This window comes from Pseudomonas sp. GLN_2 (assembly GCF_043106005.1).
Taxonomy (GTDB): Bacteria; Pseudomonadota; Gammaproteobacteria; order Pseudomonadales; family Pseudomonadaceae; genus Aquipseudomonas; species Aquipseudomonas alloputida.
This window is the reverse complement of sequence record NZ_JBICMC010000021.1, coordinates 84531-102085: the sequence shown is the minus strand read 5'-3', so window position 1 is coordinate 102085 and position 17555 is coordinate 84531. Positions and strand designations below refer to the sequence as shown.

The following is a 17555-nucleotide window of genomic DNA, read 5'->3' as shown; positions in this document are numbered from 1 at the left end:
TGTGCTTTTGCCACCGACTTACAGGTCAATCACCGTCGCCGAGATGTGTCTTCGGAATCCGGGCGATTCACGCTTCAACACCCGCATATCGATAGACCGTCGCACTCCAATACTGGCTGCCGTTACGCGTTCGGCGTTTCCATCCGTCTGCCATCAGGTGCTTGGAGATCATCCGATTCATGAAACCATGACCGAACAATGGCTGTGACTCGTTTTGGCTGGCCGTGGCGCATCAGGATTATTTCCCCGCTCACAGTCGGCTGCCTTTTTCAAACCAGCCGTGATCACGGTACCACGCCACGGTGTCGGCGATTGTCAGCTCGAGTGCCCGGAAACTCAGTCCAAGCTCCTGTTCACTCTTGCGGTGGTCGAAACGGGTGCGGTCCTGCTCTCGTACCAGTAGACGCAACGTGGCCATGCTCAGCAGAATGGGTCTGCCGGTCAGGCGCGCATAGATCTCCTGAACAGCCGCCAAGGTGTATAGAAAGGGCAGCGGTATTTGTCGGGCGGGTGTCTTGACGCCCGCCATACGTCCTAAAACAGGCATCAGTTCGCGCATTGTCATATGTCGACCCGCCGCGAGATAGCGCTCACCTCGGCGCCCATGTCTGGCTGCGGCAATGTGTGCCAATGCCACATCGCGGGCATCGACAATGGAAAAACTGCCAGGGATCAACCCCGGCAACCTGCCCTGTACCACATCGTTGACCAATTGCCCCGACGAGGTTGGGCCAACGTCGCCAGGCCCCCACATCCAGCCAGGCAGGACCATACAGGCATGCATCTGGGGGTGGCTCTCCAGGAACGACAATACGACACGGTCAGCGAGGATCTTGCTGCGGTAGTAGTCATCGGCGTCGGCGTCGGCCCTCAGGCAGTTCTCCTCGATGGACGTGCCAGGTGCGCCGTTGAGCACAGCAATGGAAGACGTATGGATGAACCGTCGTATGCCGGCCCCGTAGGCCTGCTCAAGCAGGCGCCGCGTACCCGACACGTTTATCTGTTCGAGTTCGTTCCAGTGGGTGCCGCCCTTGTAGTTATCGCGGAAGAACGCGGCTGTGTGAAATACCGTATCGCAGCCGTGCAGTGACGCTGCGAATGCGTCGACCTTGGCCATGTCCCCAACGACCAGTTCCACCCCGGCAGATTGTTGAACTGCTGTTCACCTTTGGCTTTTGAGCGGACCAGGCCTTTGACCGTGTAGCCGCGAGCGACCAATTCACGCACCAGGTTGTTGCCCAGCAAGCCGGTTGCTCCGGTCACAAATACGCTGCGCATGGCTCAACACGCTCGCTTTTCGGTTAACGGCAGCAACACGGCGCTGTCGAAAAAGGCCTTGTCACTGACGATCAGCCCCATGGTATCGAGGTGGATGCAATCGTCGCCAACCACTGCAAGCAACGCCTCTGGATCTGGTCGATTGAAAGCGCCAGAGGCGTGCTGCGCATAGGCGTTGGGGGTGATAGTCATAAAGTCCGGTCCATTCGTATCGAAGGGCTATAGATATACCTTTGAGGGTGCTTTCGAAAAACAGCAATCATTGCATAATGGCTTTGCATATTCGCAAAGCCAGGAATGACCGACAGTATGACGTTGCACGCAAATTGGGATGATCTTCGCCTTCTGCTGGCCGTTTCGCGACGTGGCAGCTTTCTTCAGGCGGGACAATTGCTCGGTATCGCAGCTTCTACATTGTCACGCCGCCTGACCCAACTTGAGATTGCAGTGGGCGAGCCACTTGTCGAGCGCGGCGTTGAAGGGTGCCGGCTGACGTCCCGGGGGCAATCCCTGGTGGAAGTTGCTATCGCTGCAGAATCAGGCCTGAGGCGGCAAACCCTTTCTGACACATCGCAGCAGCCTATCGAGCTGTCCGGCAGTGTGTTGGTCAGTGCAGGGGAGGGGTTCTCGGATTACGTTCTGGAGGCGATAAGGCGCTTTACATCCCTGCACCCGCGTTGCTCCGTGGAGCTAACGGTGGCAGCCGACTTTCACAAGATCGCCCGCGGCATGGCAGATGTTGCTGTGCGCACCGCCCATCTGGGGGAACCGTCACTGATTTATCGACCCATTGGCCGGCTCGCCTACGGCATCTTTGCTGCCCCGGGTTATCTGAAGCAATTTCCAGGCGTGACGCTTACCACGGCGGTCAGTGTTTCCTTGCTTCCCCCGCTGGATATCTTGCCGCAAATGCGAGCGGCGAAGGCCGCGGGTCTGGACCGCGCGCAGATCAGCGTGAACTCGTTCGCCGTGCAGCTCCAGTCGGTGAAGCGAGGGATGGGGGTGGCTGTGCTGCCCCGTATCGCGGCTACCGATTTGGTCGAGCTGTTCCCGCATCTCCCACTTCCCGATATGGAGATCTATTTGGTGACCCGGCCTCAGGCCTTGAAGCAAGCTCACATCAAATGTTTTTTTGACACCTTGGAGCGGGTTCTGCTCGAAGCCCTGTCCTCGGCACATGTCGACGGTTGATCCACCAGCACCCTGATCACTGCGCAGCACTTCACCGGCCGTCGACCAAGGCTGCAGAGGTCGTGTCAACTTTCCTCAGGTGTGACAATGCGCAGGGGGCGCGTGCCGATCTTCGCCCCCGTTATCTCGTCCACGGCGACAGCTTTGATTTCTGTGCCTGTTTGCGCATCGAAGAAGCGCGTCAGCTTGCCACCGCCTCGGTATTGCTGGCCCCATGCACCAATCATGAACAGCACAGGCAGAAAATCGCGACCCGCAGCGGTCAGCAGGTACTCCTCCCTAGGTGGGTGCTCCGAGTAGCGCCGCTTCTCCAGTAATCCTTCCTCCGTCAGTGTCGCCAGCCGGCGGGTCAGCATTGTCGGTGCAATACCCAGGCTTTTCCTGAATTGGTCAAAGCGAGAAAGGCCGGCATGGGCATCCCGCAGGATCAATATGCTCCAGGCATCACCAGCAACTGCCAGGCTGCGGGCGATCGGGCACGGGTTATCGCAACTATTTTTCATGTCCATACTATTTTGATAGTGACCTGCCTGCGAAAGGGTAGTATTGTCTGTATCAAATCGATAGTAACACCCCGATGACGAGCCATCCACCCGCAAAAACCAATGATGAATAGCCGAACCATGCAAGCACTGACCTTCAAGCGCTACGGCAAGTCACCCGACATCGGGTTGGCCGACGTTCCCCGCCCCACGCCAAAGGCTGACGAATTACTGGTGCACGTCCATGCTGCCGGCCTGAATCCGATCGACAACATGATTCCAACGGGGATGTTCAAGCCGGTATTGCATTTCCAGCTGCCAGCCACCCTGGGCAGCGATCTGGCCGGCATCGTGACCGAGGTGGGTAGCAACGTGACCCGCTTCAAGCCAGGCGATGCTGTCTTCGCCAGCCTCTTCGATCTTGGCACAGGGGCGATTGCTGAATTCGCGGTTGTGCCGGAAAGCGCCGCCGCGCTGAAACCGGCCAATCTGAGCTTCGAGCAGGCGGCGTCCATCCCGATGGTCGGCCTCACCTCATGGCAAGCGCTGAAAGAGCGCCTCAAGCTTCAGGCCGGGCAGAAGGTGTTCATTCCCGCCGGGTCCGGCGGTATCGGTACGTTCGCAATCCAGTTGGCCAAACACCTCGGTGCAAAGGTGGGCACCACCACCAGTACAGGCAACGTTGACCTGGTGCGCGCTCTGGGGGCGGACGAGGTTGTGGACTACAAGACGCAGGATTTCGAGACCGTGCTGCGCGACTACGACGCGGTGCTCGGAACCGTAAGGGGGGATGCGATTGAAAAATCCATGTCCATCCTCAGAACCGGAAGCCAGATTGTCTCGCTCGTTGGCCCACTGGATGCTGCGTTCGCCCGGGCCAAACGCCTGAACCTCCTCCTGACCTTCGTGTTCGGCCTGATGAGCCGCAAGATCATGCGCCTGGCAAAGAGGCGGAATGTCCAATACTCGTTTCTTTTCGTGCAGCCCGACGGTGCCCAACTCGCCGAAATCGGCAAACTGCTGGACGCCCAGCAAATTCAGCCGGTGATCGACCGGGTATTTCCGTTCGAGGACGCAAAGGGTGCGCTTGAGTACCTTGCTCGAGGGCGCTCCAAGGGCAAGGTCGTAATCAAGATGTGACTGCCGCCGTATTTCTCACACAACCATCGACATAAAGGCAACTTCCATGACCACACGTCCGACCGTACTCATTACCGGCGCCTCCAGCGGCATTGGCGCCACCTACGCCGAGCGTTTCGCCCGTCGTGGCCACGATCTCATCCTTGTGGCGCGCGACACATCGCGCATGGAGGCGCTTGCATTACGCCTGCGCGAGGAAAGCCATGTGGCCGTTGAGGTGCTGCCCGCCGACCTGACCAGCTCGGCAGACCTGTCCGTGCTTGAAAGTCGACTGCGCGACGACGCCAATATCGGCGTGTTGATCAACAACGCGGGTATGGCCCAATCGGGTGGTTTCCTGGACCAGTCCGCTGAAGCTATTGAGCGCCTTGTCACGCTCAACACCACCGCGCTGACGCGGCTCGCTGCTGCAATCGCGCCGCGCCTCGCGCAGTCGGGCACTGGTGCGATCGTCAACGTGGGTTCAGTGGTGGGTTTTGCGCCCGAGTTCGGCATGTCCATCTACGGCGCTACCAAAGCCTTCGTGCTGTTTCTGTCACAGGGGCTGAGTCAGGAGCTGTCACCCAAGGGCGTGTACGTGCAAGCGGTGCTGCCAGCCGCGACCCGTACCGAGATCTGGTCGCGGGCGGGCATTGACGTCAACACACTCCCGGAGGTGATGGAGGTCGGTGAGCTGGTCGATGCTGCACTTGTCGGTTTCGACCGTCGCGAGTTGGTAACCATCCCGCCACTTCATGTTGCCGAGCGCTGGAATGCGCTGGAAGGTGCGCGTCAAGGGCTGATGTCTGACATTCGACAAACCCACGCGGCTGAACGATATCAGCAGCCACTGAACGCGTGATTGTGTACGAATGATCGAATCCGCGGCCTCCGCTTCCCTATGAATCCAAGGCGACCAAGTCACACGTTGTGCTTGGCCGCCCGATGACTTCAGGTTTAAAGTCAACTTTAAGGTCAATAGGTTTTTCAGGGTGAGGTATGAGAATAGGTGAACTGGCAAAAATCAGTGGACTGGCACCGTCACGCATTCGATTCTATGAGGCCAGTGGCCTGATCAGCTCCGTCGAGCGCAAGGCCAATGGATACCGGGACTATGCGCCTGATACCGAATGGGTGCTGCAACTCATAACCAGCGCACAGGCGGCAGGTTTTTCTTTGGAGGAGATCCGGCAGTTGATGCCGATGGACGCCAGTGGCTGGCGGCACGACGAGTTGCTCACTGGGCTTAAGCAAAAGGTTGAGGAAATCAGTGCGCTGGAGGAACGGCTGGCACAAAACAAAGCGCAACTTCTGCGCGTCATCGAAGGCATCGAGGGTAAGCCCGAAGGCATGGCGTGTGCGGACAATGCGCAAATGCTGATAAATCGTTTGCGTGAAGAAGGGGTTGGCCAAGCGTCCGGCAAGCGTGCGGTAACGTCTTCCACGAGAAAAAACGCCCGCCAGGCTTCCGGGGCCTGACAGGCGCAAAAGGTCTCAGCGCTCGCCAATCAGGCCGGCGAGTGGTTTGGGTGCATAGAGCGCACTCTGGAACGCTGGCACGTATTCGTACTTCATCATTTTCCCTAACTTCAGGGTGCGGAGGTAATTCGACAGAGCGCCGTCGCCTAGTGTGAGGGTGGCTGAATCTGCGTCGTGGCTCGAGCCGTGACGGAGTTGGCGGGAAACCGCATAACCGTATGCCAACTGGCCCTGATGATCGAGATTGGTGAAGCTGCTGGTGACGATATCGATTTCGCGAGAGAGCTTGTCGAGTTTCTTCGCTTTGAAGGACACGTCGACTTTTCCGGTCTGGCTGTCGGTAATGTCATAGACCACAGACTGGGCATCTTCTTTGCGGTCGATACCGGTCAGCCATTTAGGCAGGTTGTAACCGACGACGCCACGCACCCGTGCAAGCTCGGTGTTGACCGGCAGCTTGAGCACATAGCCCCAGAAGTCGCCGGACATCGACTGGTCAATCAGTGTGAGCGGACCCAGATTGGCTTTGCCTGGCGTGTTGGTAATGATCGACACGGCCACTTCGTTATAGGCGTCGTTATCACAATGCTCATAGGTGTATGCAGTAAACGCAACCAGGCCACGGCCTGGCCAGACTTGCAGGGGAGATGCGGTTGCTAGTACTTCCGGCGGCATCAATGCCCGAAGTGCGTCCAAGTCGGCCGTGTAGACAGCCGTTACCCGACTGTTCTGGTAGTAAAAGTTCGGGGAGTATGACTCGAAGCCGATGTCGACCTTGTGCTTTTCCAGCCCTTTGAACCAGCTCAAATCAACACCCGGCAGCTCTGCTGCAATCACCGACAAGGGTGGGTTCGAGCGATAACGGTCGTACAGGCCGCCTTTGACGACCGGCACTGGGTGGCCTGCGATTTCGATTGTGTTGGTTTCAGTCGACGTGAGCATCTCAGGCGTCCCCGCCAACCCTTGGTTGGCAATTGAGCTGAACAGCAATCCTGTTAATACGGTGCGTGCGAGTTTCAATCGGTCTTTCTCCGCGGGTGGGAACTGCTTGAGGGGTCAGCGAGCTACGTTGTTGCCAGAGAGCACCGCCATCACCGCTTCAGCCACGGCTTTGGGTGATTGAGGGTTTTGGCCGGTGACAAGCCTTCCATCCGTGATGGCAAATGACGTGAATGGCAGCCAGCCTTTGCGGTACCGAGCCCCCTGACTCACCAACTTGTCCTCAAGGAAGAAGGGCACCTGGCTTTTCATGCCGGAGAACAGTTCTTCGCGATCAGAGAAGCCGGTGATGTTCTTGCCCTTGATGATCAACTGGCCCTTTTCATCCTTCAGATCCAGCAGGCCCGCTACGCCATGGCAGACGGCCGAGACGATGCCACCCTGGTTGTAGATGGTTTCGGCGACACGTCGCAGGTCGGGATTATTGGGGAAGTCCCACATCACACCATGGCCCCCGGTGAAGTAGATGACGCCGAACTGGGACGGATCGATATCGGCGATCGGCAGCGTGTTTTGCAAGCGGGCGCGAAAGGCCGGTGACTGCAAATGCTCACGCGCGGCTTTGTCCATGTACAGCCAACCGAGACTGCGCTCGTCCAGTGGCACCGCACCGCCTTTGGGACTGGCAAAAACTGTGCTGTAGCCAGCCGCCTCCACCACATCGGTGAAATGCGTCAGCTCAGTAAGCCACAACCCCGTGGAATCGGTGCGTGAGGGATATCTGGCGTGATTGGTCAGAATCACCAGCATTTGGCGATTCTTGGCAGTCATTGTGGAAGCGGCGGTGCCAGCAGTTGAAAATGTCATGAAAGCGCTACCTATCAGTACCAACGCATAAGAAACAACGGTCTTGAGCATCACCCGAGTTCCATCACTCAAGCAGGTCAGCGCATGCTCACCTTAAACCTCGCTTTAAGGTCAATCCCCAAAGCTGCAAATAATTTCCGACGCATCTGGCGCTGGGGTTTGATTCGCGCTCGAGCTGTTCACCCGGTGCTGCCAAGACTTCGATTGAACACCCCACTCGGTTGTCGGGCGCCCATCGGGTGACACACTTGCCGGGGCCTGGCGCGTTGAAAATCGACTGACCTTAAAAAAGGTATTGACCTTAAAGTCGACTTCAAACCTAAGGTGGCCTCATATCCAGTTGAGGACTGCTCCATGAATGTGTTCGACACCCTGATGCTTCCCAACGGTTCGACCGTCAAGAACCGAATCGCCAAAGCCGCCATGGAAGAGAACATGGCGGATGCCGACCAGGCGCCTTCCGAAGCACTCATGCGTCTCTATCAAGCGTGGGCCGACGGTGGTGCCGGCCTGATTATCACCGGCAATGTGATGGTCGACGGCCGCGCCATGACCGGACCGGGTGGTGTGGTGTTACAGGACGATCAGCAACTGGACAAGTTCAAGCGCTGGGCGCGTATTGGTCGATCCGGCGGTGCGCAGTTCTGGTTGCAGATAAACCACCCTGGGCGGCAGATGCAGTCCAATCTTGGGCAAAAAACCTGGGCACCGTCAGCCGTGCCGCTGGAACTGGGCACAATGTCCAAGCGTTTTGCCACGCCCCACGCGATGCCCCCCGGCGTGATCGAACAGGTTATTCAGCGCTTTGCGAACTCCGCACGCCTGGGCGAACAAGCCGGATTCACAGGTGTGGAGATCCACGCGGCCCACGGCTATTTGTTGAGCCAGTTCCTTTCGCCGTTGACCAACCAAAGGAAGGACGAGTGGGGTGGCTCTCTGGAAAACCGGGCGCGCCTGTTGCTCGAAATCGTCAAGGCAGTCAGGGCCGTGGTTTCTGTGGATTTTGCAGTGGCGGTCAAACTCAACTCCGCCGATTTCCAGCGCGGAGGGTTCACCACCGAAGACGCGAAAAAGGTCGTTGAGTGGCTCAACGACCTGGGCGTAGACATGGTGGAGTTATCGGGAGGCAGCTACGAAGTCCCCGCCATGCAGGGTGACGCGCGCGATGGTCGCACGCTGGCTCGCGAAGCGTATTTCGTCGAGTTCGCCCGTGATCTCCAAACCGTCGCCAAAATGCCGGTGATGGTCACTGGCGGTATACGTCGCCGCGCGGTGGCCGAAAGCGTCGTGCAGAGCGGTGTGGACATGGTGGGTATCGGAACGGCGTTAGCCATCGATCCGCACTTGCCTCGTGACTGGTGGCAGGGCAAGGACAACGCCCCTCAATTGCCGCCGATCACCTGGAAAAACAAGGCCATCGCATCCTTGGCGAACATGGCAGTAGTGAAGTTTCAACTGCGCAAACTCAGCCGGGCTAAAAAGCCTGATCCGAGCGTTTCGCCGTTGCGCGCGCTGATCCAGCAACAGCTCTTCATGGCCTGTCGCGCTCGCCAGTATCGAAGATGGGTTGAAACGTCTGCGCATTACAACGGCCTGGAAGACGCAAGATGACGCTGGCCAGACCTGCGTTGCACCGGACTACGCCCTGGTTCATGAAGATGTCCTCGATGAGTTCATCACCCAATGCCGCGACGCTGTTGCCCGTGCCTTGACCGCGTCGCCCATTGCCGTAAAATCGCGCGCCCGAAATTCAGTAGGCATGGCGAGAGGGAGCTTCAATGCAACGGGTGATGATCATTGGTCAGCCAGGGTCTGGGAAAAGTACCCTGGCGCGCAAGCTTGGCGAGCGCACAGGCTTGCCGGTCGTGCATATCGACACGATTCATTGGCAGCCAGGGTGGGTCGAGCGGAGCCGCGACGAGAAGACGCGTCTTTGTCATGAGATCGAGGCCCGTGAGCGCTGGATCTTCGAAGGCGGGCATTCGACCACATGGAACAACCGGCTGGCCCGCGCTGACATGTTGATATGGATTGATCGCTCGGCGCCGCTCCGATTCTGGCGCGTGCTCCTCAGAACGATGTTGAACCGCGGTCGATCCCGGCCTGATTTGCCTGACAACTGCCCGGAATTGCTGGCCAACCTGCCGGAGTTTTTCAGGTTCATGTGGCGGACGAAAACCTCGTCTCGGGAGGCGATGAAGCGATTCGTGGCGACGGCCCCGTCGGGCTGTCGCGTGGTCTGCCTGCGGACCAATCGGGATACCGATGTTTTTCTCGCGAGTATGGGCACGCAGCCGGATCAGGTCGTGCAAGGTCATTGATTGAATCGCCGGTGGTTGCGTAGACATAGCCGTTGAAAAGTCGGATTTTCAGCCCGCCAGGACTAAGGCACAAACTGCTTTGATGCGCTGGCAATGCGTTGGTACTTACGCTGCTGCCGTTTAATGTTGCGGATATCCAGAAAAAATATCTCTGCGCTACGCCAAAGCAGCATCCACGCGGTGACAGTAACAACGCCCACCGGGATGGTGCCTTCAATGCCCAGCGCTGTGCCTGCCAGCACCAAGGCTAGCGCCAAGCCCAAGAGTGTCAGCGCCACCAGCCGTTGGGTGCGAATATCCCCTCCGAGTTGTTCCCTCTTTTGCGCAAAGGTATTTTTGATCGCTTGCTGCAGGCGTTCTCGCTCGTCTTCCGGGCAACGGATGTGCAGGCACAGTTCGGGGTGGTACCAGGCGCTATCTGACAGATAGTCCGCCAGTTCGGGGCTTAACTTGGGGTTGTCCGGCGAGGCAAACGGATTGATGTAACCGTGGGTGATCGTCAGCTCGATTATTCTAGTCATAACGAACCTTTACCTGGTTGAGCTTTGAACGGAGATTTCGCTGTCCGAGGTAAAGCTAGTCGCAAGACAACTGCTCTGCCCGATCGGCAGTTGCGCGCGCGGCTGCAGAAGCGGATTTGTCCGGGATCCGTGACTGATCCACGTCCTTCACGAAGATGGGCTTGCGGCCATGGCGGATGGCCTGAATCACATCAGCTATCCAAGTCGAAACGGGATCCTGCTTGGCTGGCTACTGAAACAATCCGCGCACGACTTCCCTCAACCATCGATTTCCATTGTCCTGATGATAGCGGGCATGCCAATGCTGTTTGACCGTGAACCCCTCCACTTCGAACGGGCAGTCATGGACCTGTAGCCCATGCATATCGGCCAGTGTCTGCCCGATATGCCGCGGCAAGGTGCCCAGTAGGTCGGTAGTCCCGATTATCATCCCCAACCCGAGAAACGCTGGCAGCTCGAGCATGATCCGCCGTTCGATCCCGGCCCGCGCCAATCCCGCTTCCAACAGCTTCTGCCCGGTGCCGAAACTGATCTGCACATGCCCCTCGGCCCGATACCGCTCCAGGCTCATGCCATCGCCCAGGCGCGGATGCTGCGGGTTGCTCAGGCACACCCAGTCCTGCTCGAACAGCACCTGCTGATACATCCCCCCTCCCAGCCAGGGCACGAAGCCGATGGCCAGGTCCGCTTCGCCCGACTCCAGCGCGCTCTCGGTATTGCCGTCGATCCGCGCCGCCTCCAGGCGGATGCCCGGGGCATGGCTGCGCAGATGGTTGAGGATGCTTGGCAGCAAGGTGATGTGGCTGGCATCGCTGACACACAGGCGAAAACGCCGCTGCGCTGTGGCGGCGATGAACTGCGGCTCCCAGGCGGTCAGCCGGCGCAGCGATTCCAGCACCTCGCGGCACGGCCCTATCAGCTGATCGGCGCGGGGGGTAGGGGCCATGCCGCCCGGCGTGCGCACGAACAGCGGGTCGTTCAATTGCTCGCGCAGGCGCGCCAGCCAGATGCTGATGGTCGGCTGGCTCTGCCCTAACTGTTCGGCGGCACGGGTCACGCTGCGGCATTGGTACAGCACGTCGAACAGCTGCAGCAGCTTGGGTTCGGGCAGGGCCTCCAGGGTAGTCATTATTGAAATTCTCAATAGCTGTATTGAGGTCATTGTATAGCTCAAATAAACCCAGCTGCATAAGGTGATCGCAAATCACAGGAGGTCTGCGACGTGAAAATCTGCATTCTGGGCGCCGGTGCACTGGGGTGCGCCATTGGCGCAGCCCTGAGCGAGGCAGGGCATGAAACCTGGCTGCTGAACCGCGGCCGCGCGCATTTCGAGGCGATGAACCAGCATGGGCTACGGGTGCAGGACGAACGGGGCGAGCGCTATGTGCCGGTCAACGCGGCCATCGAAGCCGAAGACGTTGGCGTGACCGATTTGGTGGTGGTGCTGGTGAAGTCGTTTCACACTGCCGAGGCCATCGCCGGTGCCCTCGCGCTGATAGGCCCACAGACGCTGGTGCTGTCGCTGCAGAACGGCCTCGGCCACGAGGACATCCTGGCCGAAGTGGTGGGTCGCCAGCGGGTGCTGGCTGGCAAGACCTATGTCGGCGGCGTGCTACTCGCACCGGGCTCGATCCGCGCCGGTGTGGCCGGCAAACAGACTTTCATCGGTGAGCTCGACGGCCAGCTGACGCCCCGCGTGCAGGCCATCGCCGAAGCGTTCAACAATGCCGGGCTGGCCACCACGGTCAGCGACAACATCCTCGGCACCATGTGGGACAAGCTGCTGGTCAACGTCGCCACCGGTGCATTGAGCGGCATCACCATGCTCAGTTACGGCCAGCTGTACAGCGAGCCGCTGCTGGAAAGCACCGCCAAGGCCGCCGTGGCCGAGGCCATCGCCGTGGCCGAGCGCGCCGGCATCCGCTTGAGTCTGACCAGCCCCGAGGCTGCCTGGTCACTGGCCGCCGAGGGTCTGCCGGCGAGCTTCCGTACCTCGATGCTGCAGAGCCTGGAAAAAAACTCGATCACCGAAATCGACTTCATCAACGGCTCCGTCGTGCGCTGGGGCCAGCGCCATGGCGTGGCCACGCCGGTCAACGCGACCCTGGTGGCCTGCATCAAGGGTATCGAGCGCGCCATGGCCGATCAGCAGAAGAGGGAAACCCCATGAGCCAGTCAAAAGCCTACCTCGAACACGTGGCGTTCTGGGTGCAGGACATTCAATGGCATATCCGCTTTTTCAGCGAGGTGTGCGGCATGACCATGCGTGAAGTGCAGGGTGACGTCGAGCAGCCGGCACAGTACTGGACCCTCGGCGGCCTGCAGTTCATTCACCAGCCGGACTTCGCTGGCCCGGAAGGGCGCCTGGCGCACCTGGGCATCATGTGCGAAGACCTGGAAGCGGCACTGGCCGCTGCCCAGCGCTTTGGCGTCAGCGAAATGCCCCAGGGCCGTAACTGGTTACGCCTGCCTGATGGCCTGGCGGTGGAGTTCATCCAGGCGCTGCCGGCCAAATGCGTAGCCCAGGCACTGGCCATCGACCCGCGCGCGGAGGTGCAGGCATGAGCGTGATTGAAAAGTACTGGGACGATGCCCACGAAGGCGATGAGTGCATCAGCCCGACCTACACCGTGACCCGCGAACGCATCCTGGCCTACGCCGACCTCACCGGCGACCACACCCCGGTACATGTCGATGAGGCCTACGCCAACGCCAGCCACTTTGGCTGCCTGGTCGCCCACGGCCTGTTCGGGCTGTCGATCGCCGACGGCCTGAAGACCCAGTGCGAGTACCGCTTCGTGCCGGGCATGTCGCTGGGCTGGACCTGGGACTTCGTGCTGCCGATCAAGGTCAATGACGTGCTCCACGTGCGCATGCGGGTGGGGGCGATGCGCCCGAGCAACAGCCGACCTGGCTGGGGCATCGTGGTGCTGCCTTCGGAGCTGATCAACCAGCACGGCGAAGTCGTGCAACGTGGCGAGCACCGGTTGATGGTGCCGCGCAGGGCTGCAGCATGAGCCAGGCATTACCATTGGCGGGTATCCGCGTCATTGACTACAGCCACTTCCTCGCCGGCCCCTATGTCGGCCGTTGCCTGGCGGCGCTCGGCGCAGAGGTGATCAAGGTCGAGCGGCCGGGTAGCGGCGACGCTGGCCGCCAGCATGCGTTCACCCTGGACGACCAGCAGAGCGGCTATTTCCTGCAGCTGAACATGGGCAAGCAGGGCGTCAGCGTCAACATGAAGGACCCGCGCGGCAAGGCGTTCATGCAGCGCCTGACCGATTCGGCCGACGTGTTCATCGAGAACTACCGCCCCGGCGCCCTGGACAAGCTGGGCCTGGGCTACGCCGAGCTGTCGGCGCGCAACCCGCGCCTGGTGTACTGCTCGATTTCCGCCTACGGCCATACCGGGCCGGACGCCCACCGCGCCGGCTTCGGCCTGATCGCCGAGGCCAAGAGCGGGATCATGCAGATGGTTGGGGTGCCGGGCGAGGCACCGCCGCTGCTGCGTATTTCCCTGGGCGACATGTACACCGGCATCCACGCGGTGGCGGCGATCAATGCCGCGCTGCTCGGCCGGGTGAGCAGTGGCCGTGGCCAGCACATCGACATGGCGCTGTACGACACCCTGGTGTCGATGCACGAATACGCGGTGCAGTGTTACACGCTGTCCGGTGGCACTGTGTTGCCCCAGCAGACCGGCCACGACATGCCCACTTCGACCCTGTACGGCGTGTTCCGCGCCACCGACGGCGACCTGGTGATCGCCGCCCAGGTCGACGATGCCTGGCAGCGCTTCGCGACCATGCTCGAAGCCAACGGCGGCCCGCCCGGGTTCGGCAGCGACCGCCGCTACCACAGCCTCAACGGCCGCAACGCCCACCGCGAGGCGATCCTGGCGGTGGTCCGCGATTGGGTCGGCGCGCGTCGGGTGGTCGAGATCCTGGCGTTGCTCGATGGCATCGACATCCCCAGTGCCAAGGTCCAACGCATCGACGAAGTGCTGGCCGACCCGCAGATCCAGGCACGCAACATGGTCATCGAGCAGCAACACCCACGCTACGGCACGCTGCGCCTGGCCAACCTGCCGTTCCGCTTTTCCGACTGCGATACCACGATTCACCAAGTAGCCCCGGACCTTGGCCAGCACAACGCCGAAGTGGCCGCCGGGCTTGGCTTCAGCCCTGAAGAGATCACTGCCTTGCAGGCGGATGGCGTGTTGTTTACCCACGGAGATGCACGATGAGCGACCGCTACGCAGTGATCGGCCGACCGATCAACCACACCAAGTCCCCGCTGATTCATGGCCTGTTCGCCCAGGCCAGCAACCAGCAGCTGGAATACGGGGCTATCGAGGGCTCGCTGGAAGACTTCGAGGCCCAGGTACTGCAGTTTCGTAGCGAAGGCGGGAAGGGCATGAACATCACTGCCCCGTTCAAGCTGCGTGCCTTCGAGCTGGCCGACCGGCGCAGCGAGCGGGCGCAATTGGCACGGGCGGCCAATGCGCTGAAGTTCGAGGATGGCCGCATCGTCGCCGAGAACTTCGATGGCATCGGTTTGCTGCGGGACATCGAGGAGAACCTTGGCCAGCCGCTGCACAACCGCCGTGTGCTGCTGCTGGGCGCTGGCGGCGCGGTGCGCGGGGCGTTGCTGCCGTTCCTGCAGGCAGGGCCACGGGAGCTGGTGATCGCCAACCGGGACATGGCCAAGGCGCTGGCGCTGCGTAACGAGCTCGATCACCCGCGTCTGCGCATCAGCCGCTACGAAGCGCTGGAGGGGCAATCGTTCGACATCGTGGTCAACGCCACCTCGGCGAGCCTGACCGCTGACTTGCCGCCACTGCCGGCTGATGTGCTGGGTGAGGCGGCCTTGGCCTACGAGCTGGCCTATGGCAAAGGCCTCACGCCTTTCCTGCGCCTGGCTCGCGAGCAGGGTCAGGCGCGCCTGGCCGATGGCGTCGGCATGCTGGTGGAGCAGGCCGCCGAGGCGTTCGCCTGGTGGCGCGGGGTGCGGCCCGATACACGTGCCGTGATCGATCAGCTGACGATTCCCCTGGAGTAGGTCGATGGTCGCCAATGTACTGATGCTGCATGGCATCAACCACAACATGTTCGGCAAGCGCGACCCGCGCCAGTACGGCACAGCGACCCTGGCCGACATCGACCAGGCGTTGCAAGCCCTGGGCGAAGAGCTGGGGGCGCAGGTCGAGAGCTTCCAGAGCAACTTCGAGGGCGCCATGTGCGAACGCATCCATCAGGCCTATGAGGACCGGGTGGATGCGGTGCTGATCAATGCCGGTGCCTGGACGCATTACAGCTACGGCATTCGCGATGCATTGGCCATTATCGAAGTGCCGGTGGTAGAAGTGCACATGTCCAACATCCATGCCAGGGAGCCGTTCCGCCATCACTCGGTATTTGCCGAGGTGGTGCGCGGGCAGATCTGCGGGTTTGGTGTCGAAACCTACCTGCTGGCGCTGCGTGCGGCGATGAGCATGGTCTGAGCAGGGCGCAGGGGGCGGATCTGCGAGTGGTTTTACCCGCGAAGCAGGTGACGCGGGGCATGCGGCGACGGCGCCTGAAGTGACCGTAGGTGTGGCGGCTGTCGTGCTGCCTACCCATCCAGCATGGATGGAAAGCCAGTAGCGACTTCCGTGACTGCATAGTACGGTCCGCCTTCAACAAGCCACCCGGTTCGTTGCCTCCAACCCCACGGACCGGGGCTCTCATGACCTGGGAGGTCGAATGGACGTCGCTACAACGATCAGTCAACAAGAACTGGATAACGCTTTGGTCGCGTTTGCACGCTACAAAATCGGAGAGATCAAGATCTTCGACCTGGAGCAGGCAATGAGCTTCGAAGCAGGCCAAGCCTTGTCCCAAAGCGGGCTGGTCCGGTTCTCAATTACCAAAATGGTGTCAGGACGTTATCGCATCAGCGATGAAGGAGAGAACGCCATCACAGAGGCTGGGCGGGATCGCCTTGAGGTGATCCGCGCCTGACCATAGGTCCAGCCTTGCGAAGGCCGCAGTCACGTTCTGCGGCCCTGTCGTGTCATATCACTTTCACCGCGCGACCAATGAACTTCACCGGCCCTGTCGGCAGACCGGTCGGCGAACCACCGGCTTTCTCCAGCGTCAGCTCGAACAGTTGATCGGCCTCCAGGGGTGGCAAACTTTCCAGCGGAACTCGATAGGGTTCGCCCGGTTTGACCAGGCCAAGCGAAACCGGAGCATGCCATTGCTCGCCCTTGGTCCAGAACTGCAGGGCCATGCCGTCGGGGACCTTGTCCTTACCCAGCGGCAGCAGTTCGATCATGTGGCTGTCGCTGGCCTGCACCACCCAGCCGGGGGCCTGGCTGTTCGGCGCCACCAGCACCACCAGGTATTGCGTGGTAGAGGGGGGCGTTGTCAGCAAGGTAAACGCCAGCAGCAGGCTTGCAGCCAGCCCTGCGGCGCTGAGCCCTTGCCACAGGCCCAGGCGTTGCCACCAGCGAGCCTGCGTGTGCGGTGCGGGCAGCTCGTCGAGGCTGCGCTGGATACGGCGCCACAGGCGGGGGCTTGGGGGCTGCGGGGTAGACAGCGCGGTCAGCTCCAGCAGCCGGGCCTCCCAGGCATCCACGGCGGCGCGAAGCGCGGGGTCGGTACGCAGGCGTTCGGCCGCCGCGGCATATTGCTCCGGCGACAAGGTCCCCAGCACATATTCCCCGGCGAGGCTGTCCAGTTCTTCGGCAGGATCGGGCTTCATTCCAGGCACTCCCGTAGCGCTTTGAGGCTGCGTTTGATCCAGGCCTTGACAGTGCCCAGTGGCGCGCCCAATAAACCGGCTATCTCGGCGTGGCTGCAGCCGTCCACGTAGGCGTGCAGGATGCAGCGTTGCGGTGCGGGCTGCAGTTGTTCAAGGCAGCGGTAAATCTTTGCTGAGCCGGACCAGAGGTCAAGGTCATCAACCCTCCCGTGCAATGTTGACGCAGTTTCGGTGTCGGCATCAGTCAGTACAGTTTCACGGCGGGTATCGCGTATCGAGTTCAGCGCCAGGTGACGGGTAATGCTGTAGATCCAGCCTCGAGCCGAGCCGCGCGCCGGGTCGTAGCTGGCTGCGCGGGTCCAGATGCGGATGATCGCATCGTGGACGATGTCTTCTGCGGTGGCGTCGTCTCGTGCGATACGCCGGGCAACGCCCAGCAGGCGCGCGCCTTCGTGATCGTAGAGCGCCTGCAGGGCCCGCCGGTCACCCTGTGCACAGGCTAACAGGCAGCGGTGGAAGTCGAAGGGGGCGGCCGGCGAGTTCAACGTGTGTGGCTTCCTTGTGTAAGGCAAGTACCCCGGCCATCCAGCCGGGGGGCTTGTCATCGAGCG

Annotated in this window: 21 protein-coding genes and 2 pseudogenes; 13 read left to right on the top strand and 10 right to left on the bottom strand. The window is 60.8% G+C overall.

The window, feature by feature from the left end; translation table 11 throughout:
* Positions 1 to 67: 67 nt before the first annotated feature.
* From ACF8Q6_RS05845 to ACF8Q6_RS05835, 3 genes and pseudogenes are all read right to left on the bottom strand, one after another.
* A pseudogene (locus tag ACF8Q6_RS05845) lies at positions 68 to 199 on the bottom strand (histidine phosphatase family protein); the annotation flags it as partial.
* A 51-nt stretch (positions 200 to 250) separates the two neighbouring features.
* Positions 251 to 1278, bottom strand: a pseudogene (locus ACF8Q6_RS05840) (SDR family oxidoreductase).
* Between the two features lie 3 nt (positions 1279 to 1281).
* Entirely contained in the window at positions 1282 to 1470 is a 189-nt protein-coding gene (locus tag ACF8Q6_RS05835; protein ID WP_392494153.1) for a hypothetical protein, read from the bottom strand.
* Positions 1471 to 1587: 117 nt separating this feature from the next.
* Here ACF8Q6_RS05835 and ACF8Q6_RS05830 point away from each other — a divergent pair, with 117 nt between their 5' ends.
* Entirely contained in the window at positions 1588 to 2469 is an 882-nt protein-coding gene (locus ACF8Q6_RS05830) for a LysR family transcriptional regulator (RefSeq protein WP_392494152.1), read from the top strand.
* A gap of 65 nt (positions 2470 to 2534) precedes the next feature.
* Here the strand turns inward: ACF8Q6_RS05830 and ACF8Q6_RS05825 are convergent, their stop codons facing one another.
* Positions 2535 to 3098, bottom strand: a complete 564-nt coding sequence (locus ACF8Q6_RS05825) for a winged helix-turn-helix transcriptional regulator (RefSeq protein ID WP_392494151.1) — start codon at positions 3096 to 3098, stop codon at positions 2535 to 2537.
* Here ACF8Q6_RS05825 and ACF8Q6_RS05820 point away from each other — a divergent pair.
* The 3 genes from ACF8Q6_RS05820 (at position 3093) to ACF8Q6_RS05810 (ending at position 5549) form a co-directional block, all read left to right on the top strand.
* Positions 3093 to 4091: an NADP-dependent oxidoreductase gene (locus ACF8Q6_RS05820; protein WP_392494150.1), complete on the top strand. Its 999-nt coding sequence runs from the start codon at positions 3093 to 3095 to the stop codon at positions 4089 to 4091. The genes ACF8Q6_RS05825 and ACF8Q6_RS05820 overlap by 6 nt on opposite strands.
* A gap of 46 nt (positions 4092 to 4137) precedes the next feature.
* Positions 4138 to 4932, top strand: coding sequence for an SDR family NAD(P)-dependent oxidoreductase (locus ACF8Q6_RS05815; protein WP_392494149.1), 795 nt, complete (start codon positions 4138 to 4140; stop codon positions 4930 to 4932).
* 137 nt (positions 4933 to 5069) lie between these two features.
* Positions 5070 to 5549 (top strand): MerR family transcriptional regulator, encoded by a 480-nt coding sequence (locus ACF8Q6_RS05810; RefSeq protein WP_010953890.1) that lies wholly within the window; start codon positions 5070 to 5072, stop codon positions 5547 to 5549.
* Between the two features lie 15 nt (positions 5550 to 5564).
* Here the strand turns inward: ACF8Q6_RS05810 and ACF8Q6_RS05805 are convergent, their stop codons facing one another.
* Together ACF8Q6_RS05805 and ACF8Q6_RS05800 are read right to left on the bottom strand one after the other, a co-directional pair.
* Positions 5565 to 6491 carry an acetoacetate decarboxylase (ADC) gene (locus ACF8Q6_RS05805; protein ID WP_392494179.1) on the bottom strand — a complete coding sequence of 309 codons (927 nt, stop codon included), beginning with the start codon at positions 6489 to 6491 and terminating at the stop codon, positions 5565 to 5567.
* Positions 6492 to 6605: 114 nt separating this feature from the next.
* A complete protein-coding gene (locus ACF8Q6_RS05800; RefSeq protein ID WP_392494177.1) occupies positions 6606 to 7409 on the bottom strand; it encodes a type 1 glutamine amidotransferase domain-containing protein in 804 nt (267 codons plus the stop codon).
* 300 nt (positions 7410 to 7709) lie between these two features.
* On the opposite strand from ACF8Q6_RS05800, the gene ACF8Q6_RS05795 reads away from it, so the two are divergent.
* Positions 7710 to 8966 (top strand): NADH:flavin oxidoreductase/NADH oxidase family protein, encoded by a 1257-nt coding sequence (locus tag ACF8Q6_RS05795; RefSeq protein ID WP_392489811.1) that lies wholly within the window; start codon positions 7710 to 7712, stop codon positions 8964 to 8966.
* Between the two features lie 167 nt (positions 8967 to 9133).
* Positions 9134 to 9676 (top strand): AAA family ATPase, encoded by a 543-nt coding sequence (locus tag ACF8Q6_RS05790; protein ID WP_392489812.1) that lies wholly within the window; start codon positions 9134 to 9136, stop codon positions 9674 to 9676.
* Between the two features lie 62 nt (positions 9677 to 9738).
* On the opposite strand, the gene ACF8Q6_RS05785 is transcribed toward ACF8Q6_RS05790, so the two are convergent.
* Positions 9739 to 10197, bottom strand: coding sequence for a hypothetical protein (locus tag ACF8Q6_RS05785; protein WP_392489813.1), 459 nt, complete (start codon positions 10195 to 10197; stop codon positions 9739 to 9741).
* 229 nt (positions 10198 to 10426) lie between these two features.
* Entirely contained in the window at positions 10427 to 11326 is a 900-nt protein-coding gene (locus ACF8Q6_RS05780) for a LysR family transcriptional regulator (RefSeq protein WP_003248234.1), read from the bottom strand.
* 93 nt (positions 11327 to 11419) lie between these two features.
* Between ACF8Q6_RS05780 and ACF8Q6_RS05775 the strand changes: the two genes are divergently transcribed.
* The 7 genes from ACF8Q6_RS05775 to ACF8Q6_RS05745 all read left to right on the top strand — a co-directional run bounded on the left by ACF8Q6_RS05775 (position 11420) and on the right by ACF8Q6_RS05745 (position 16199).
* On the top strand, positions 11420 to 12367 hold the full coding sequence (locus ACF8Q6_RS05775) for a ketopantoate reductase family protein (RefSeq protein WP_392489814.1): 948 nt from the start codon (positions 11420 to 11422) through the stop codon (positions 12365 to 12367).
* On the top strand, positions 12364 to 12762 hold the full coding sequence (locus tag ACF8Q6_RS05770; protein WP_003248238.1) for a VOC family protein: 399 nt from the start codon (positions 12364 to 12366) through the stop codon (positions 12760 to 12762). Before ACF8Q6_RS05775 ends, ACF8Q6_RS05770 begins: the two co-directional genes overlap by 4 nt.
* Entirely contained in the window at positions 12759 to 13214 is a 456-nt protein-coding gene (locus ACF8Q6_RS05765) for a MaoC family dehydratase (RefSeq protein ID WP_161774470.1), read from the top strand. The genes ACF8Q6_RS05770 and ACF8Q6_RS05765 overlap by 4 nt, the downstream gene beginning before the upstream one ends.
* On the top strand, positions 13211 to 14443 hold the full coding sequence (locus tag ACF8Q6_RS05760) for a CaiB/BaiF CoA transferase family protein (protein ID WP_392489815.1): 1233 nt from the start codon (positions 13211 to 13213) through the stop codon (positions 14441 to 14443). Before ACF8Q6_RS05765 ends, ACF8Q6_RS05760 begins: the two co-directional genes overlap by 4 nt.
* Positions 14440 to 15258 (top strand): shikimate dehydrogenase, encoded by an 819-nt coding sequence (gene aroE, locus ACF8Q6_RS05755; protein ID WP_392489816.1) that lies wholly within the window; start codon positions 14440 to 14442, stop codon positions 15256 to 15258. Before ACF8Q6_RS05760 ends, aroE begins: the two co-directional genes overlap by 4 nt.
* A 4-nt stretch (positions 15259 to 15262) precedes the next feature.
* On the top strand, positions 15263 to 15700 hold the full coding sequence (aroQ, locus tag ACF8Q6_RS05750) for a type II 3-dehydroquinate dehydratase (protein WP_010953903.1): 438 nt from the start codon (positions 15263 to 15265) through the stop codon (positions 15698 to 15700).
* A gap of 241 nt (positions 15701 to 15941) precedes the next feature.
* Positions 15942 to 16199 (top strand): hypothetical protein, encoded by a 258-nt coding sequence (locus ACF8Q6_RS05745; RefSeq protein ID WP_014591103.1) that lies wholly within the window; start codon positions 15942 to 15944, stop codon positions 16197 to 16199.
* Positions 16200 to 16251: 52 nt separating this feature from the next.
* Here ACF8Q6_RS05745 and ACF8Q6_RS05740 read toward each other — a convergent pair whose 3' ends face one another.
* Both ACF8Q6_RS05740 and ACF8Q6_RS05735 read right to left on the bottom strand, forming a co-directional pair.
* A complete protein-coding gene (locus tag ACF8Q6_RS05740) occupies positions 16252 to 16944 on the bottom strand; it encodes an anti-sigma factor domain-containing protein (protein WP_392489817.1) in 693 nt (230 codons plus the stop codon).
* Positions 16941 to 17489: a sigma-70 family RNA polymerase sigma factor gene (locus ACF8Q6_RS05735; protein ID WP_010953906.1), complete on the bottom strand. Its 549-nt coding sequence runs from the start codon at positions 17487 to 17489 to the stop codon at positions 16941 to 16943. Before ACF8Q6_RS05735 ends, ACF8Q6_RS05740 begins: the two co-directional genes overlap by 4 nt.
* Positions 17490 to 17555 lie beyond the last annotated feature (66 nt).

Coding starts and splice junctions, on each gene's coding strand:
- ACF8Q6_RS05805 (WP_392494179.1), bottom strand. CDS start 6,491: ATGCTCACGTCGACTGAAACCAACACAATCGAAATCGCAGGCCACCCA.
- ACF8Q6_RS05820 (WP_392494150.1), top strand. CDS start 3,093: ATGCAAGCACTGACCTTCAAGCGCTACGGCAAGTCACCCGACATCGGG.
- ACF8Q6_RS05770 (WP_003248238.1), top strand. CDS start 12,364: ATGAGCCAGTCAAAAGCCTACCTCGAACACGTGGCGTTCTGGGTGCAG.
- ACF8Q6_RS05760 (WP_392489815.1), top strand. CDS start 13,211: ATGAGCCAGGCATTACCATTGGCGGGTATCCGCGTCATTGACTACAGC.
- ACF8Q6_RS05740 (WP_392489817.1), bottom strand. CDS start 16,944: ATGAAGCCCGATCCTGCCGAAGAACTGGACAGCCTCGCCGGGGAATAT.
- ACF8Q6_RS05810 (WP_010953890.1), top strand. CDS start 5,070: ATGAGAATAGGTGAACTGGCAAAAATCAGTGGACTGGCACCGTCACGC.
- ACF8Q6_RS05780 (WP_003248234.1), bottom strand. CDS start 11,326: ATGACTACCCTGGAGGCCCTGCCCGAACCCAAGCTGCTGCAGCTGTTC.
- ACF8Q6_RS05765 (WP_161774470.1), top strand. CDS start 12,759: ATGAGCGTGATTGAAAAGTACTGGGACGATGCCCACGAAGGCGATGAG.
- aroE (WP_392489816.1), top strand. CDS start 14,440: ATGAGCGACCGCTACGCAGTGATCGGCCGACCGATCAACCACACCAAG.
- aroQ (WP_010953903.1), top strand. CDS start 15,263: ATGGTCGCCAATGTACTGATGCTGCATGGCATCAACCACAACATGTTC.
- ACF8Q6_RS05745 (WP_014591103.1), top strand. CDS start 15,942: ATGGACGTCGCTACAACGATCAGTCAACAAGAACTGGATAACGCTTTG.
- ACF8Q6_RS05790 (WP_392489812.1), top strand. CDS start 9,134: ATGCAACGGGTGATGATCATTGGTCAGCCAGGGTCTGGGAAAAGTACC.
- ACF8Q6_RS05785 (WP_392489813.1), bottom strand. CDS start 10,197: ATGACTAGAATAATCGAGCTGACGATCACCCACGGTTACATCAATCCG.
- ACF8Q6_RS05815 (WP_392494149.1), top strand. CDS start 4,138: ATGACCACACGTCCGACCGTACTCATTACCGGCGCCTCCAGCGGCATT.
- ACF8Q6_RS05835 (WP_392494153.1), bottom strand. CDS start 1,470: ATGACTATCACCCCCAACGCCTATGCGCAGCACGCCTCTGGCGCTTTC.
- ACF8Q6_RS05795 (WP_392489811.1), top strand. CDS start 7,710: ATGAATGTGTTCGACACCCTGATGCTTCCCAACGGTTCGACCGTCAAG.
- ACF8Q6_RS05830 (WP_392494152.1), top strand. CDS start 1,588: ATGACGTTGCACGCAAATTGGGATGATCTTCGCCTTCTGCTGGCCGTT.